This is a genomic window from Parasulfuritortus cantonensis (genome assembly GCF_004337445.1).
Classification (GTDB): Bacteria; Pseudomonadota; Gammaproteobacteria; order Burkholderiales; family Thiobacillaceae; genus Parasulfuritortus; species Parasulfuritortus cantonensis.
The window spans coordinates 1-14,341 of the sequence record NZ_SJZB01000037.1; the positions used below are offsets into that span (position 1 = coordinate 1).

The 14,341-nt window shown below is 66.5% G+C and carries 11 protein-coding genes; 4 read left to right on the forward strand and 7 right to left on the reverse strand.

Going from position 1 to position 14,341, the window contains the following annotated elements; translation table 11 throughout:
* The 6 genes from EZJ19_RS10040 to EZJ19_RS10065 all read right to left on the reverse strand — a co-directional run.
* The coding region (locus EZJ19_RS10040) for an Orn/Lys/Arg decarboxylase N-terminal domain-containing protein (protein ID WP_131447173.1) at positions 1–1,656 on the reverse strand (1,656 nt) is incomplete at its 3' end.
* 68 nt (positions 1,657–1,724) lie between these two features.
* Complete coding sequence (gene dcd / locus EZJ19_RS10045) at positions 1,725–2,291, reverse strand: dCTP deaminase (RefSeq protein WP_131447175.1); 567 nt, start codon at positions 2,289–2,291, stop codon at positions 1,725–1,727.
* A 74-nt stretch (positions 2,292–2,365) separates the two neighbouring features.
* Entirely contained in the window at positions 2,366–3,454 is a 1,089-nt protein-coding gene (gene apbC / locus EZJ19_RS10050) for an iron-sulfur cluster carrier protein ApbC (protein ID WP_131447177.1), read from the reverse strand.
* Between the two features lie 157 nt (positions 3,455–3,611).
* A complete protein-coding gene (locus EZJ19_RS10055; protein WP_131447179.1) occupies positions 3,612–4,202 on the reverse strand; it encodes a CBS domain-containing protein in 591 nt (196 codons plus the stop codon).
* Between the two features lie 16 nt (positions 4,203–4,218).
* Positions 4,219–4,758, reverse strand: a complete 540-nt coding sequence (locus EZJ19_RS10060) for an RNA pyrophosphohydrolase (protein WP_131447181.1) — start codon at positions 4,756–4,758, stop codon at positions 4,219–4,221.
* A 75-nt stretch (positions 4,759–4,833) separates the two neighbouring features.
* Positions 4,834–5,613 (reverse strand): spermine/spermidine synthase domain-containing protein, encoded by a 780-nt coding sequence (locus EZJ19_RS10065; protein ID WP_131447183.1) that lies wholly within the window; start codon positions 5,611–5,613, stop codon positions 4,834–4,836.
* A 40-nt stretch (positions 5,614–5,653) separates the two neighbouring features.
* On the opposite strand from EZJ19_RS10065, the gene EZJ19_RS10070 reads away from it, so the two are divergent.
* Genes EZJ19_RS10070 through EZJ19_RS10080 form a run of 3 tightly spaced genes read left to right on the forward strand, consistent with a single transcriptional unit; the run spans position 5,654 to position 9,346 of the window.
* Positions 5,654–7,378 carry a proline--tRNA ligase gene (locus EZJ19_RS10070; RefSeq protein ID WP_131447185.1) on the forward strand — a complete coding sequence of 575 codons (1,725 nt, stop codon included), beginning with the start codon at positions 5,654–5,656 and terminating at the stop codon, positions 7,376–7,378.
* Complete coding sequence (locus EZJ19_RS10075) at positions 7,366–7,980, forward strand: lytic transglycosylase domain-containing protein (protein ID WP_131447187.1); 615 nt, start codon at positions 7,366–7,368, stop codon at positions 7,978–7,980. The genes EZJ19_RS10070 and EZJ19_RS10075 overlap by 13 nt, the downstream gene beginning before the upstream one ends.
* Before the next feature lie 28 nt (positions 7,981–8,008).
* Positions 8,009–9,346: a hypothetical protein gene (locus tag EZJ19_RS10080; protein WP_131447189.1), complete on the forward strand. Its 1,338-nt coding sequence runs from the start codon at positions 8,009–8,011 to the stop codon at positions 9,344–9,346.
* Positions 9,347–9,435: 89 nt separating this feature from the next.
* On the opposite strand, the gene acs is transcribed toward EZJ19_RS10080, so the two are convergent.
* On the reverse strand, positions 9,436–11,424 hold the full coding sequence (acs, locus tag EZJ19_RS10085; RefSeq protein WP_131447191.1) for an acetate--CoA ligase: 1,989 nt from the start codon (positions 11,422–11,424) through the stop codon (positions 9,436–9,438).
* Positions 11,425–11,554: 130 nt separating this feature from the next.
* Between acs and glnE the strand changes: the two genes are divergently transcribed.
* Positions 11,555–14,236 (forward strand): bifunctional [glutamate--ammonia ligase]-adenylyl-L-tyrosine phosphorylase/[glutamate--ammonia-ligase] adenylyltransferase, encoded by a 2,682-nt coding sequence (gene glnE / locus EZJ19_RS10090; protein WP_131447193.1) that lies wholly within the window; start codon positions 11,555–11,557, stop codon positions 14,234–14,236.
* Positions 14,237–14,341: the final 105 nt, after the last annotated feature.

Consider the following 14,341-nt stretch of genomic DNA (forward strand, 5'->3'; position numbering starts at 1 on the left):
GTATTTGGTGAGCACCGCCGCCGGAATGCCCGACTCCGCGAAGTCGCCGTCGACGTCCAGTCCCGGCGTGATGACGGTGGCCTTGATCGGGTCGAGCAGGTTGAAACCGGGCGCCAGCTTGCCGAAACCGTGCCACTTGTCGCCGGCCTTCAGGGTCCAGGCCTCGCGGGCCTCCAGACCCTCCTCGGAGAGGTCCTTCGGACCCCAGACCTTGAACCACCAGTCGTTGCCCAACTCGCTGCCGACCTTGCGCATGGCGCGCCGGAAGTCGAGCGCCTCGGCGAGCGACTCCTCGACCAGGGCGCGGCCGCCCGGCTCCTCCATCATCGCCGCGGCGACGTCGCAGGACGCAATGATGGCGTACTGCGGGCTGGTGGAGGTGTGCATCAGGAAGGCCTCGTTGAAGATATCCTGGTCCAGCTTGCGGGTCTCCGAGTCCTGGACCAGGATCTGCGAGGCCTGGGACAGGCCGGCCAGCAGCTTGTGGGTGGACTGGGTGGAGAAGACCATGGAGTCCTTGCAGCGCGGCCGCTCGGCGCCGATGGCGTGGTAGTCGCCGTAGAAGTCGTGGAAGGTCGCGTGCGGCAGCCAGGCCTCGTCGAAGTGCAGGGCGTCGATCTTGCCGTCCAGCATGTCCTTGATTTCCTCGACGTTGTACAGGATGCCGTCGTAGGTGGACTGGGTGATGGTGAGCACGCGCGGCTTGGCGCCCTTGTTGGCGAACGGATGGGCGGCGATCTTCCTCTGGATGTTCTGCCACTCGAACTCGGACTTCGGGATCGGCCCGATGATGCCGTAGTGGTTGCGGGTCGGCATCAGGAACACCGGCACGGCGCCGGTCATGATGATCGCGTGCAGGACCGACTTGTGGCAGTTGCGGTCGACCACCACGACGTCGCCGGGGGCGACCACCGAGTGCCAGACGATCTTGTTCGAGGTCGAGGTGCCGTTGGTGACGAAGAACAGGTGGTCGGCGTGGAAGATGCGCGCGGCATTGCGCTCCGAGGCGGCGACCGGGCCGGTGTGGTCGAGCAACTGGCCCAGTTCCTCGACCGCGTTGCAGACGTCGGCGCGCAGCATGTTCTCGCCGAAGAACTGGTGGAACATGCGGCCGACCGGCGACTTCAGGAAGGCGACCCCGCCGGAGTGGCCCGGGCAGTGCCAGGAATAGGAACCGTCGGCGGCGTAGTGGGTCAGGGCGCGGAAGAACGGCGGCGGCAGGGAATCCAGGTAGGCCTTGGCCTCGCGCACGATGTAGCGGGCCATGAACTCGGGCGTATCCTCGAACATGAGCAGGAAGCCGTGCAGTTCGCGCAGGACGTCGTTCGGGATGTTGCGGGTGGTGCGGGTCTCGCCGTACAGGAAGATGGGGATGTCGGCGTTGCGGAAGCGAATCTCCTGCACGAAGGAGCGCAGCTCGGCGATCGTCTGGTCGGCCTTGGCGCCGGCGAACTCCTCGTCGTCCACCGACAGGATGAAGGCGGAGGCGCGCGACTGCTGCTGGGCGAACGACGACAGGTCGCCGTAGGAGGTTACCCCCAGCACTTCCATGCTCTCCTCTTCCAGGGCCTTGGCCAGGGCCCGGATGCCCAGGCCCGAGGCGTTCTCGGAACGGAAGTCCTCGTCGATGATGATGACCGGAAAATGGAAGCGCATGGCCCTGTCCTCGCTGGACGGTTGAGAAGGAAAGCGCGCGATTATACGAACCGCACCGCGCGGCTTTGTTAAATTTTAGGCAAGGTGACGCCGGTCTGGCCCTGGTACTTGCCGCCCCGGTCCCGGTAGGAGGTCTCGCAGACCTCGTCGGACTCGAAGAAGAGCATCTGGGCGACGCCCTCGTTGGCGTAGATGCGGGCCGGCAGCGGAGTGGTGTTGGAAAACTCGAGCGTCACGTGGCCTTCCCACTCGGGTTCCAGGGGCGTCACGTTGACGATGATGCCGCAGCGCGCGTAGGTGCTCTTGCCCAGGCAGACCACCAGCACGTTGCGCGGGATGCGGAAATATTCGACCGTGCGCGCGAGCGCGAACGAGTTGGGCGGGATGATGCAGGAGCTTCCCTGAACCTCGACGAAGGAGTTGGGGTCGAAGTTCTTCGGATCGACGATGGTGGTGTTGATGTCGGTGAACAGCTTGAATTCGCTCGAGCAGCGCACGTCGTAGCCATAGCTGGAGGTGCCGTAGGAGACGATCTTGTGGCCGTCGACCGCCTTCACCTGGCCGGCCTCGAACGGCTCGATCATGCCGTGTTCCTGCGCCATGCGGCGAATCCACTTGTCGGATTTGATGCTCATCTTCAACCTGTCCCGAAAAAACAAAAGGCCGCGCCAGTCGGCGCGGCCGTTATGCTACTACCGGCCAGCGGCGCTTAGGTGTTTTGAATCACGATGCTGGGGAACTTGGCGCTGTGGTCGACGGCCAGGTCGCCGACCTTGACCGCGACGCGGCGGGCGATGGCGCGGTAGATCTCGGCGATGCGCGATTCCGGCTCGGCCACCACCGTCGGCTTGCCGGCATCGGTTTCCTCGCGGATGCGCATGTCCAGGGGCAGGCCGCCGAGGAACTCGGCGCCATAGTCGTCGCACATCTTCTGGCCGCCGCCGGTGCCGAAGATCGGCTCCTCATGGCCGCACTTCGAGCAGATGTGCAGGGACATGTTCTCCACCACGCCGAGGATGGGCACGCCCACCTTCTCGAACATCTTCAGGCCCTTGCGGGCGTCGATCAGGGCGATGTCCTGGGGTGTGGTGACGATCACCGCACCGGTCACCGGGACGCGCTGGGCCAGGGTCAGCTGGATGTCGCCGGTGCCCGGGGGCAGGTCGACCACCAGGTAGTCGAGGTCCTTCCACTTGGTCTGGTTCAGGAGCTGTTCCAGGGCCTGGGTGACCATGGGACCGCGCCAGACCATGGGGGTGTCGACGTCGATCAGGAAGCCGATCGACATGGCCTGCAGGCCGTGGCCGATCATCGGTTCCAGGGACTGGCCGTCCTCGGACACCGGGCGGCCGACGATGCCCAGCATGGTCGGCTGCGAGGGGCCGTAGATGTCGGCATCCAGCATGCCCACCGCGGCACCCTCGGCGGCCAGGGCCAGGGCCAGGTTGACGGCGGTGGTGGACTTGCCGACGCCGCCCTTGCCGGAGGCGACGGCGATGATGTTCTTGACGCCCGGGATCAGCTTCACGCCACGTTGCACGCTGTGGGCGACGATCTTCCAGGACACGTTGGCGGCGACCGACTCGACCCCGGCGACGCTCTTGATCTTGTCCTCGACCAGCGCCTTGATCTGATTCATGACCATCTTGGCCGGATACGGCAACACCACGTCCAGCGTGACCTTGCCGCCATCGACCTTGATGTTCTTGGCCGACTTGGTGGAGATGAAATCCTTCTGGGTATTGGGATCGACCAGCTCTTGCAGAGCGGCCTGGACTTGCTGTTCGGAAACCGACATGGTGAAAACCTCGGATGTGGAATAAAAGGGCCTGCCGGGCAAAATATGGGCACCGGCGGGAAATTCAAGCCAGCGGGCAATAGTTGATTATTTTACTCGATTATGTCGCCGATTGACATAGGCTATCGGGTAAAAACCGTCGCCGGCCGGCCGGCCGTCAGTCGTTCAGTTGGGCGATCTCGGCGAAGCTGTCGGCGACCGGGACGGTGTGGATGGGCATGTCCAACTGGCGCGCGATCTGCGTGGTCGAGAACATGCCGCGCAGGATCTGGCTGCGGTCCGCCTGCCGTTCCACGACGAGGGCGTGCTGGCGTCCCTTGGCCTGCAGGGTGCTGACGACATCGCCCACCTTGGCCTTCTGCAGGTCGTCCATGCAGATCACCTCGAGCTTCTCCCGCGGCGTCATGATGTCCTTGACCAGGACGTCGGCATGCCGGATGCCCTGGGTCTGGATCACCCGCATGGGCCGCTCGCTGGTCAGGTCGCTGGCCGTGATGAGGCCGAGGATCTGCTGCTGGTCGTCGGTGACCAGGAGCAGGCGGACGCCGTGGTGGATCATCTTGGTACGGGCCGCTTCGATGCTTTCGAGAGGCAGAATGGTCTGCGCCGTCACCACGGCGAAGTCGGTCATCACCGCCGTGGCCGATTGCTCCATGGTGACCGCCTCGATCACCTGTTGCCGCGGTTTCACGAAGGTCGCGCCCTTCTGCAGAGGGGCGACGGGCAACATGCGGTAGGTGGTTTCCATGATTTCGTGTCTCCGATCAATAGCGCCCGTTGTGGGCCTTCATTCCGTAGCCGTAGGCGCGCCGCACCTTGGCCGGCTGGTTGTCGACCTGAAGGAAATGCTGCAACTCCTCCAAGGCCAGTCGATAGACCTGCTGCTTGAATTCGACGACAGAAGCGACCGGCGACCAGTAGTCGTTCCAGCGCCAGGCATCGAACTCGGGATGCTCGGTGGCGCGCAGGCAGACATCGATGTCGCGCCCGGTCAGGCGCAGCAGGAACCAGATCTGCTTCTGGCCGCGGTAGTGGCCACGCCATTCCCGGCGCACCCATTCCCGGGGCACGTCGTAACGCAGCCATTCCCGAGTCCGCCCGAGGATGCGAACGTGCTCGGGACGCAGCCCGACCTCCTCGCGAAGCTCGCGGAACATCGCCAATTCGGGGGTCTCACCGTGCTTGATGCCACCCTGGGGAAACTGCCAGGAATCCTGCCTGACCCGCTTGCCCCAGAATACCTCGTTCCTGCCGTTGCACAGGACTATCCCCACGTTCGGCCGGTAACCGTCCTTGTCGATCATGGCCGTGCCTCAATAAATTCTTGAACTGAGACGGATTCTCCCATCCTTCGCGAGGCTTGCAAAGCCGCGCGCGGTTCAGAGCCGGAAGGCCGCGCCGAGCACCGTGTTATAGAGTTTCATGCGCTCGACGAAGACCGGCATCTCGAGCCCGAGACGGGCCTCCAGTTCGCGCGCGCGCCGGTTCAGGGCCGCGAATCCGGTGTCCGGCAGGGGCGGCCGGAAGGCGAACATCTGGATGTTGCCCTTCTTCTCCGCGGGCAGGATCAAGGTATGGTCGGCGAACACCCGGCCGATGCGATCGGCGTAGACGTCGAAGAAACGGTCGGAGCCCCACAGGTTGAAGACCGCGACGCCACTCGGGGCGAGCGCGGCCAGGCAGGCCGCGTAGAAGTCCTCCGAGGCCAGGGCGTCGACGATGCGGTGGGCGTCGTAACCGTCGACCAGGAGGACGTCCAGGCCGTCGGACCGGCCACGCACATAGGCGGCACCGTCGCCGACGCGGACCGTCAGGCGGGCGTCGTCGTCGGGCAGCAGGAAATAGCTGCGCGCCGCCGAAACGACGTCCGGATTGATCTCCAGCGCGGTCAGCCGGGCCTCCGGCAGGCTGCGGTGGATGAACTTGGCGATCGAGGCCCCGCCCAGGCCGACCAGGGCGATCTCGCGCGGCGCGGGATGGAACAGCAGGAAGGCCATCATCGCCCGGGTGTATTCCAGCTCCAGGGCATAGGGGTCCTTGATGCGCATGGCGCTCTGCACGGCCGGACCGCCCAGGTGCAGGTAGCGTATGCCTTTCTTCTCGCTGATCTCGACCGGATCGTGTTCCGGCTTTTGTCTTTGTCTGCCGAACAGGCGCATTAGGTAGAATTCGGGTTTCGATTAACCTTTACAGCCTATCATGCGCACCTCCCGATTTTTCCTCTCCACCAGCAAGGAAGCCCCGGCCGAGGCCGAACTGGTCTCGCACAAACTCATGTTGCGGGCCGGCCTGATCAAGCGCCTGGGCTCGGGCCTGTACACCTGGATGCCGCTCGGCCTGCGCATCCTGCGCAAGGTCGAGGCCGTCGTGCGCGAGGAGATGAACCGGGCCGGCGCCATCGAGCTCTTGATGCCGGCGGTGATTCCGGCGGAGCTGTGGCAGGAGTCCGGGCGCTGGGAGGTGTTCGGGCCGCAGATGCTGAAGATCAAGGACCGCCACCAGCGCGACTTCCTGTTCGGGCCGACCCATGAGGAAGTCATCACCGACCTGGCGCGCAAGGAACTGAAGAGCTACAAGCAGCTGCCGGTGAACTTCTACCAGGTCCAGACCAAGTTCCGCGACGAGATCCGGCCCCGCTTCGGGGTCATGCGGGCGCGCGAATTCCTGATGAAGGATGCCTATTCCTTCCACCTCACCGAAAGCAGCCTGGACGAGACCTACCGGACCATGCACGCGGCCTATTCGCGCATCTTCGAACGCCTGGGCCTGAAGTTCCGCGCCGTGGCCGCCGACACCGGCGCCATCGGCGGTTCCGGCTCGCACGAGTTCCACGTCCTGGCCGACTCCGGCGAGGATGCCATCGCCTTCTGCCCGGACTCCGACTACGCCGCCAACGTCGAGATGGCGGAGGGGCTGGCCCCGAACACGGCGCGCCCGGCGGCGACGGAGACCATGCGCGACGTCGACACGCCCAAGCAGACCACCTGCGAGGACGTCGCCGCCCTGCTCGGCATCCCCTTGCAGAAGACCGTCAAGCTGATCGCCGTCATGGCTGCCGACAAACTGAACGTCCTGCTCATCCGCGGCGACCACAACCTAAACGAGGTCAAGGCCGCCAAGATCGACGGCCTGGCCGATTTCCGCTTCGCCACCGACGAAGAGATCCGCGCCACTTTCAACTGCCCGCCCGGCTTCCTCGGCCCGGTCGGCCTGGACCGTTCGACGATACGCGTCATCGCCGACCGCACGGTGGCCGCCATGGCCGACTTCGTCTGCGGCGCCAACAAGCCGAAATTCCACACGGCCGGCGTCAACTGGGGCCGCGACCTGCCCGAGCCCGACCTGGTCGCGGACATCCGCAACGTCGTCGAGGGCGACCCCAGCCCGGACGGCAAGGGCAGCCTGGGCCTGTGCCGCGGCATCGAAGTCGGCCACATCTTCAAGCTCGGTACCAAGTATTCCGAGGCCCTGGGCGCCACCGTCCTGGACGAGCAGGGCAAGGCCCGCACGGTCATCATGGGCTGCTACGGCATCGGCGTCTCGCGCATCGTCGGCGCCGCCATCGAGCAGGGCAACGACGAGCGCGGCATCGTCTTCCCGCAGGCCATCGCGCCGTTCGAACTGGCCATCGTGCCGCTCGGCTACGGCCGCAACGCGCAGGTCAGGGAGGCCGCCGACGCTCTCTATAATCAGATGGTCGAAGCCGGCGTCGACGTCGTGCTGGACGACCGCGACGAGCGCCCGGGGGTGATGTTCGCCGACATGGAACTGATCGGCGTCGCCCACCGCCTGGTGGTCAGCGAACGCGGCCTCAAGGAAGGCCAACTCGAATACCAGGCCCGTACCGACGCCCAGGCGAGCAAGATCGCCCAGGCCGACGCCGCGGCTTATGTGAAGGAACGCATCGAGGCATGTCGAAGCTGAAGAAGCTGCTCTGGTTGACGCTGTTCTGCACCGCTCCGGCCTGGGCCGGGGCGCAGAAGTACGAACCGTTGTCGGCCAGCGTGCAGGCCAGCTTGTCCAAGGCCATCTCGGACCGGCCGGTCGATTCCCGCTTCCTGGAGTCCGGCGCGGCCCGTTCCTGGATCGCCGAGATGTCGCGCCGGCTGGCGCGCCGGGTACCCGACCCGGAGTTCCGCGACGACCTCCTCGGCACCGTGTATTACGAGGCCAGCCGGGCCGGCCTGGAGCCGGACATGGTCATGGGCCTCATGGAGGTCGAAAGCGGCTTCCGCAAATACGCCGTATCGAGTGCCGGGGCGCGCGGCTTCATGCAGGTGATGCCGTTCTGGATCGACCTGATCGGCGCCCCCGACCACAACCTGTTCAACCTGCGCATCAACCTGCGCTACGGCTGTACCATCCTGCGTCACTACCTGGACATCGAGCGCGGCGACCTGTTCCGCGCCCTGGGCCGCTACAACGGCAGCCTGGGCCAGCCGGAATACCCGAACATGGTGCTGGCGGCCTGGAAGAACCACTGGACATTCGAGCCGGCCAGCAGACAGGCGCTGGCCGGGAACTGACACACCGACAACCTCCGGGCCGCACGCCATGGGTCTGATCGACGACAAATCCATCTTCACCGCAATGAAGCAGAACGGTCCGTTCGCCGTGACGGACGACCTGATGCTGGGCAGCCACATCACGCCACAGACGCGCGCCTGGGCCCGCCTGTTCCGCAACGACCGCCTGCTCGCCACCAAGTACCGCGTCGTCCGGGCGCAGATCTTCGACTTCCTGGACATCGAAGGCTTCGACGAGATTCCCGGCCTGCTGGCCGACCCCGCCGCCCGCGAGCGGCGCAGCGAGCGCGCCTGCGCGCTGCTCGGCAGCCAGTTCGGCATCGTCGGCAACAGCGCCGAGATACGCAGCAACCTGAAGGCCTACGCGCACACCGCGGACGGCGTCATCAGCCTGCTGAGCGGCAAGGTGCTGTCCCGCTACGCCATCCACGTCGAGACCAGCAACGAGATCGAGACCACCCACGACCCGGTCGAACTGCTGCTGCGGGTGTTCGACGGCCGCTTCAGCGTCAAGGCCCGTTTCGAGGCCAAGCGCAAGCTGGTGCTGATGGGGCTGGCCGGATCGATCGACCAGCGCGAGCGGGAAACCGACATCGAGAACAAGTTCAACACCTTCCTGGAATTCCTCAACGGCAACGTCTGGAGCCAGGAACACAAGATCGGCCACCTGGAGAACGCCTACCTGCTCAGCCGCCACGACCCGGACGATTTCCGCTGCCTGGAGGTGAGGGTGGTCGACCCGGCCGAGCGGACGCGCCTGAGCGAACTGCGCGAGGGCGAGAAGCTGACCTTGCTGAAGCGGCGCATCTTCCAGGACGGCGGCCGCAACATCCCGGTCTACGTCAGCGTGCGCAAGAAGGATTCGGCGGCCAAGGTGCTCAAGCTGCTGCGCAAGAACGAGAAGAACCCGGCCGTCGCGGTGGACGACGAACTGGGCCTCATGGCCGTGCTGGACAGGATCGGCGACGTCAAGCGCTTCGTCCGCCACCTGACCCGCGCGGCGATCAAGAGCGGCTCGTTCATGACCCTGGAGGACATCTCGGACACCCTGAGCGGCGGCCAGTACCACGGCAAGAACATCGGCAGCAGCGGCCAGACGCCCATGCTCAAGTTCTTCGCCCGCATGGGCGGCATGCGCGTCGAACTGATCATCCACACCAACCAGTCCTACCTGAACTACCTGTTCCAGCGCGACATCGCCCACGACGAGTACGAGGTGAAGCGCATCTTCGATTCGGGCGTGGCCGAGTTCCTGTTCCCCAACGACATCTACAACCTCGACATGGCGCAGATCCGGCAGACCCTGCTGGAGCAGTTCCGCAGGCGCATCGAGGAGTCCGGCCGCCTGCACGAACACATCGTCTGACGCCGTCCGGGCATGAAAAAGGCCCCGCAAGGGGCCTCCCGAGGGCGGGCCGGCCGGGTTGGCGCCCGCGCCGTACCCGAGCCGCCGACCTACTTCACCGCTTCGTTCAGCTGGTCGAGGATGGCGGGGTTCTCCAGGGTCGAAACGTCCTGGGTGATCTCCTCGCCCTTGGCCAGGGCCCGCAGCAGGCGGCGCATGATCTTGCCGGAACGGGTCTTGGGCAGGTTGTCGCCGAAGCGGATTTCGTCCGGCTTGGCGATCGGGCCGATCTCGTGGCCGACCCAGTCGCGCAGTTGCTTGACGATCTCCTTGGCCTCGTCACCGGTCGGCCGGGCACGCTTCAGGACCACGTAGGCCACCACGGCCTCGCCCTTGACGTCGTGCGGCTTGCCGACCACGGCCGCCTCGGCGACCAGCGGGTGGGCGACCAGGGCCGATTCGATTTCCATGGTGCCGAGACGGTGCCCGGACACGTTCAGGACGTCGTCGATGCGGCCCATGATGGTGAAGTAGCCGGTTTCCGGATCGCGCACCGAGCCGTCGCCGGCCAGGTACAGCTTGCCGCCCAGGTCTTCCGGGAAGTAGGACTTCCGGAACCGGTCGGGGTCGTTCCAGATGGTGCGGATCATGGACGGCCACGGCTTCTTGACCACCAGCAGGCCACCCTTGCCCCATTCCACGTCATGGCCGGTCTCGTCGACGATGGCGGCCATGATGCCGGGCAGCGGCAGGGTGCAGGAACCCGGCACGGTCGGGGTCACGCCCGGCAGCGGGGTGATCATGTGGCCGCCGGTCTCGGTCTGCCACCAGGTATCCGCGATCGGGCAACGGCTGCCGCCGACCGCCTCGTGGAACCACATCCAGGCCTCGGGGTTGATCGGCTCGCCGACGGTGCCGAGCAGACGCAGGCTGGACAGGTCGAACTTGCCGGGGTGCAGTTCCGGATGGGCGCCGGCCAGCTTGATCAGGGAGCGGATCGCGGTCGGGGCGGTGTAGAAGACGCTGACCTTGTGGTCCTGGATCATGCGCCAGAAGCGGCCGGCATCCGGATAGGTGGGCACGCCCTCGAACACCACCTCGGTGGCGCCGCAGGCCAGCGGGCCGTAGGTGACGTAGGTATGGCCGGTGATCCAGCCGATGTCGGCGGTACACCAGTAGACGTCGGTCGGCTTGATGTCGAACGTCCACTTCATGGTGACGATGGAATGCAGCAGGTAGCCGCCGGTGGAATGCTGGACGCCCTTGGGTTTGCCGGTGGAGCCGGAGGTATAGAGGAGGAAGAGCGGATGCTCGGCGTCGACCCACTCGGGCTCGCATTCGAGCGGCTGACCGGCCACCACGTCGTGCCACCAGAGGTCGCGGCCCTCGGCCCACTCGACCGGCCCGCCGGTACGCTTGAAGACGATGACGTTGCGGATGCTGCCGCAGCCGCCCAGGCCGATGGCCTCGTCGACGGCCGGCTTGAGCGGCATGTTGCGGCCACCGCGGCACTGTTCGTCGGCGGTGATCACCAGCACGGCGCCGGCATCCTCGATGCGGTCGCGCAGGGCGTGCGCGGAGAAGCCGCCGAACACCACGGAATGGGTGGCGCCGATGCGGGCGCAGGCCTGCATGGCGATGACGCCCTCGACGGACATGGGCAGGTAGATGACCACGCGGTCACCCTTCTGGACGCCCAGGCTCTTGAGCGCGTTGGCGAACTGGCTGACCCGCGCCAGGAGTTCCTTGTAGGTGACCTTGCTGACCTCGCCGCCGTCGGCCTCGAAGATGATGGCGGTCTTGTCGCCCAGGCCGGCCTCGACGTTCTTGTCCAGGCAGTTGTAGCTGGCGTTCAGCTTGCCGTCCGAGAACCACTTGTAGAACGGCGCGCCGCTCTCGTCCAGGGTGACGGTAAAGGGTTGCTGCCACACCACATTTTCGCGGGCCAGTTCGGCCCAGAAACCTTCATAATCAGCCTCTGCCTTGGCGCACAGCGCTTTGTAGGCCTCCATTCCGGAGATGGCCGCCTGCGCCTTGAATTCCTCCGAAGGCGGGAAGAGACGCGTTTCGTGGAGGACGGACTCGATCGTGGTAGACATCTATAAATCTCCAATAAACTCAGCGAACATCGGTTGCCTCCTCCCCAGGAAGCCCTAGGAACCGCTTCAAGCAGCGAAATTAGGACAAATCCGTATTATTTTCAAATTTCCTGACAAGCCCCTGACAGCTATGACGGCACTCGATCCCCTCACCGCCATCGCCCAGGCCGCGGACTACAGCCGCTACCTGCGCGCCCGTCTGGAAGCCCGGCCCGAACTGGCGGCCTGGCTGGCCGAAGCCTGCCTGGCCCCGTTCGAGCGCCGGACCATGGCCGACTTCCTGGCCGCGGCCCCGGCCGCCGACGAGGATACCCTAAAGCAGCGCCTGCGCGACCTCCGGCAACGGGTCATGGCGGTCATCATCGTGCGCGACCTGGCCGGCCAGGCCGACCTGACCGAGGTCACCCGCACCTGCACCGACCTCGCCGAGGTCGCCTTCGCCGAGGCCTGCGCCTGGCACCACCGGGACCTGGCCGAGATCCACGGCGAGCCGCTCGACGCCCGGGGCCGGCCGCAGAAGCTGATCGTGGTCGGCATGGGCAAGCTGGGCGGACGCGAGCTGAACGTCTCCTCCGACGTCGATCCCATCTTCGTCTACCCCGAAGACGGCGAGACCAGCGGGCCGCGCCGCATCGCCAGCCACGAGTTCTTCGTCCGCCTGGGCCGGCGCCTGATCAACAGCATCGGCGAAACCAACCACCACGGCTTCGTGTTCCGGGTCGACATGCGCCTGCGTCCCTATGGCGACGAAGGCCCCTTGGTGTCCAGCTTCGCGATGCTCGAGAACTACTTCTACACCCAGGCCCGGGAATGGGAACGCTATGCCTGGATCAAGGCCCGGCCGCTCACCGGCGAACGCCTGGACGAACTGGAGGCGCTGCGCCGGCCCTTCGTGTTCCGCAAGTATCTCGACTTCGGCGCCTTCGCGGCCATGCGCGACCTGCACGCCCAGATCCGCCGCGAGGTGGCGCGCAAGGACAAGACCGACAACGTCAAGCTGGGCCCGGGCGGCATCCGCGAGATCGAGTTCATCGCCCAGGTGTTCCAGCTCGTGCGGGGCGGCCAGACGCCCTCCCTGCAGGTGCGCCCGACGCGCGCCATCCTGACCCAGCTGGCCGCCCTGCACCTGCTGCCGGAACGGGTCGCCGGCGAACTCGAAGCCGCCTACATCCTGCTGCGCAACGTCGAGCACCGGCTGCAATACCGGGACGACCAGCAGACCCAGCAGCTGCCCCACGCCCCCGAAGAACGCCTGCGCCTGGCCCGAGCCTTGGGCTATGCCGACTGGGAAGGCTTCGAGGCGCATCTCAACACGGTCCGGCGCAAGGTGGCCGGACAGTTCGAGCAAGTCTTCGGGGCGCCCCAGGAGGACCAGTCCGGGCACCCGCTGTCCGGCCTGCGCCACCTGCCGCCCGAGGCCGCGCGGGCGCACCTGGACGAACTCGGCTACACGGACAGCGCCGCCGCCCTGGATCGGCTCCGGGCCCTGATCGGCGGGAGCCGCTACGCCGGCCTGCCGGCCGTCAACAAGAACGCCCTGGACGGCCTCCTGCCGCCGCTCATCGAGGTCGCGGCCGGCCAGCCCAACCCGGACGACACGCTGGCCCGCATCCTCACCCTGCTGGAAGCCATCGCCCGGCGCGCCCCCTACCTGCTGCTCCTGCAGGAGTACCCGCAGACCCTGACCCAGGTCGCCCGCATCGTCGGCGCCAGCCCCTGGGCCGCCCAGTACCTGACCGGCCAGCCTTACCTGCTCGACGAGCTGCTCGACCCGCGCGCCCTCATGGCGGCGCCGGACTGGGACCTGAAACGGGATGAGCTGCGCGACCGGCTGGCCGCCTATGACGGCGACCTCGAACGCAAGATGGACGTCCTGCGCCACTTCAAGCAGAGCGAGACCTTCCGCCTGCTGGCCCAGGACCTGGCCGGCATGTGGACGCTGGAACACCTGTCCGACCAGCTCGCCGCCCTGGCCGACCTGGTCCTCGCCCAGACCCTGGAACTGGTCTGGGCCGACCTGCCGCGCAAGCACCGCGACCGGCCGGCCTTCGCGGTGATCGCCTACGGCAAGCTGGGCGGCAAGGAGCTGGGCTACGCCTCCGACCTCGACATCGTCTTCCTGTACGACGATCCGCATCCGGATGCGCAGGACCTCTACGCCCGCCTGGGCAAGCGCATGAACACCTGGATGACCACCCTGACGGCGGCCGGCATCCTGTACGAAACCGACCTCCGACTGCGCCCCGACGGCGCCTCCGGCCTCCTGGTCAGCTCGGTCGAGGCGTTCGACGACTACCAGCACCAGCACGCCTGGACCTGGGAGCACCAGGCCCTCACCCGGGCCCGCTACTCCTGCGGCGATGCCGCGGTGGGCACCCGCTTCGCCGCCATCCGCGAGGCCATCCTGTGCCTGCCGCGCGACCCGGCGAAGCTGCGCGCCGACGTGCTCGAGATGCGCCAGAAGATGCACGATGGCCATCCCAATACCGGCCCCCTGTTCGACCTCAAGCACGACAGCGGCGGCGTGGTCGACGTCGAGTTCGCGGTCCAGTACCTGATCCTGGCGCACAGCGCCCGCCACCCCGGGCTCACGGCCAACCGGGGCAACATCGCCCTGCTCGGCGTGGCCGGGGAACTGGGCCTGATCCCGGCCGACATCGCCGCCGCCGCCGCCGACGCCTACCGGGAACTGCGCCGGCGCCAGCACCAGGTCAAGCTCCAGGGCGCCGAGCACGCCCGCCTGCCGGTCGAGGAGGTCGCCGAGGCGACGGCGGCCGTCCGGGCGCTCTGGCGGGCCGTCTTCGGCGTCTAGCCGAGTTGCCGGTGCCGCGCGTTATCGGTCCGCCGTTGCGCTAGAATGTTCGCTTACTTTTCAAACAGCATTTAAGGAGTTCGGCGATGTCCACCATGGCTGACC

What these genes read in the sequence shown, in the direction of transcription:
- EZJ19_RS10065 (WP_131447183.1), bottom strand. Translation starts at nt 5,613, where the DNA reads ATGCGCCTGTTCGGCAGACAAAGACAAAAGCCGGAACACGATCCGGTC.
- EZJ19_RS10055 (WP_131447179.1), bottom strand. Translation starts at nt 4,202, where the DNA reads ATGGAAACCACCTACCGCATGTTGCCCGTCGCCCCTCTGCAGAAGGGC.
- dcd (WP_131447175.1), bottom strand. Translation starts at nt 2,291, where the DNA reads ATGAGCATCAAATCCGACAAGTGGATTCGCCGCATGGCGCAGGAACAC.
- EZJ19_RS10075 (WP_131447187.1), top strand. Translation starts at nt 7,366, where the DNA reads ATGTCGAAGCTGAAGAAGCTGCTCTGGTTGACGCTGTTCTGCACCGCT.
- acs (WP_131447191.1), bottom strand. Translation starts at nt 11,424, where the DNA reads ATGTCTACCACGATCGAGTCCGTCCTCCACGAAACGCGTCTCTTCCCG.
- EZJ19_RS10060 (WP_131447181.1), bottom strand. Translation starts at nt 4,758, where the DNA reads ATGATCGACAAGGACGGTTACCGGCCGAACGTGGGGATAGTCCTGTGC.
- apbC (WP_131447177.1), bottom strand. Translation starts at nt 3,454, where the DNA reads ATGTCGGTTTCCGAACAGCAAGTCCAGGCCGCTCTGCAAGAGCTGGTC.
- EZJ19_RS10070 (WP_131447185.1), top strand. Translation starts at nt 5,654, where the DNA reads ATGCGCACCTCCCGATTTTTCCTCTCCACCAGCAAGGAAGCCCCGGCC.
- EZJ19_RS10080 (WP_131447189.1), top strand. Translation starts at nt 8,009, where the DNA reads ATGGGTCTGATCGACGACAAATCCATCTTCACCGCAATGAAGCAGAAC.
- glnE (WP_131447193.1), top strand. Translation starts at nt 11,555, where the DNA reads ATGACGGCACTCGATCCCCTCACCGCCATCGCCCAGGCCGCGGACTAC.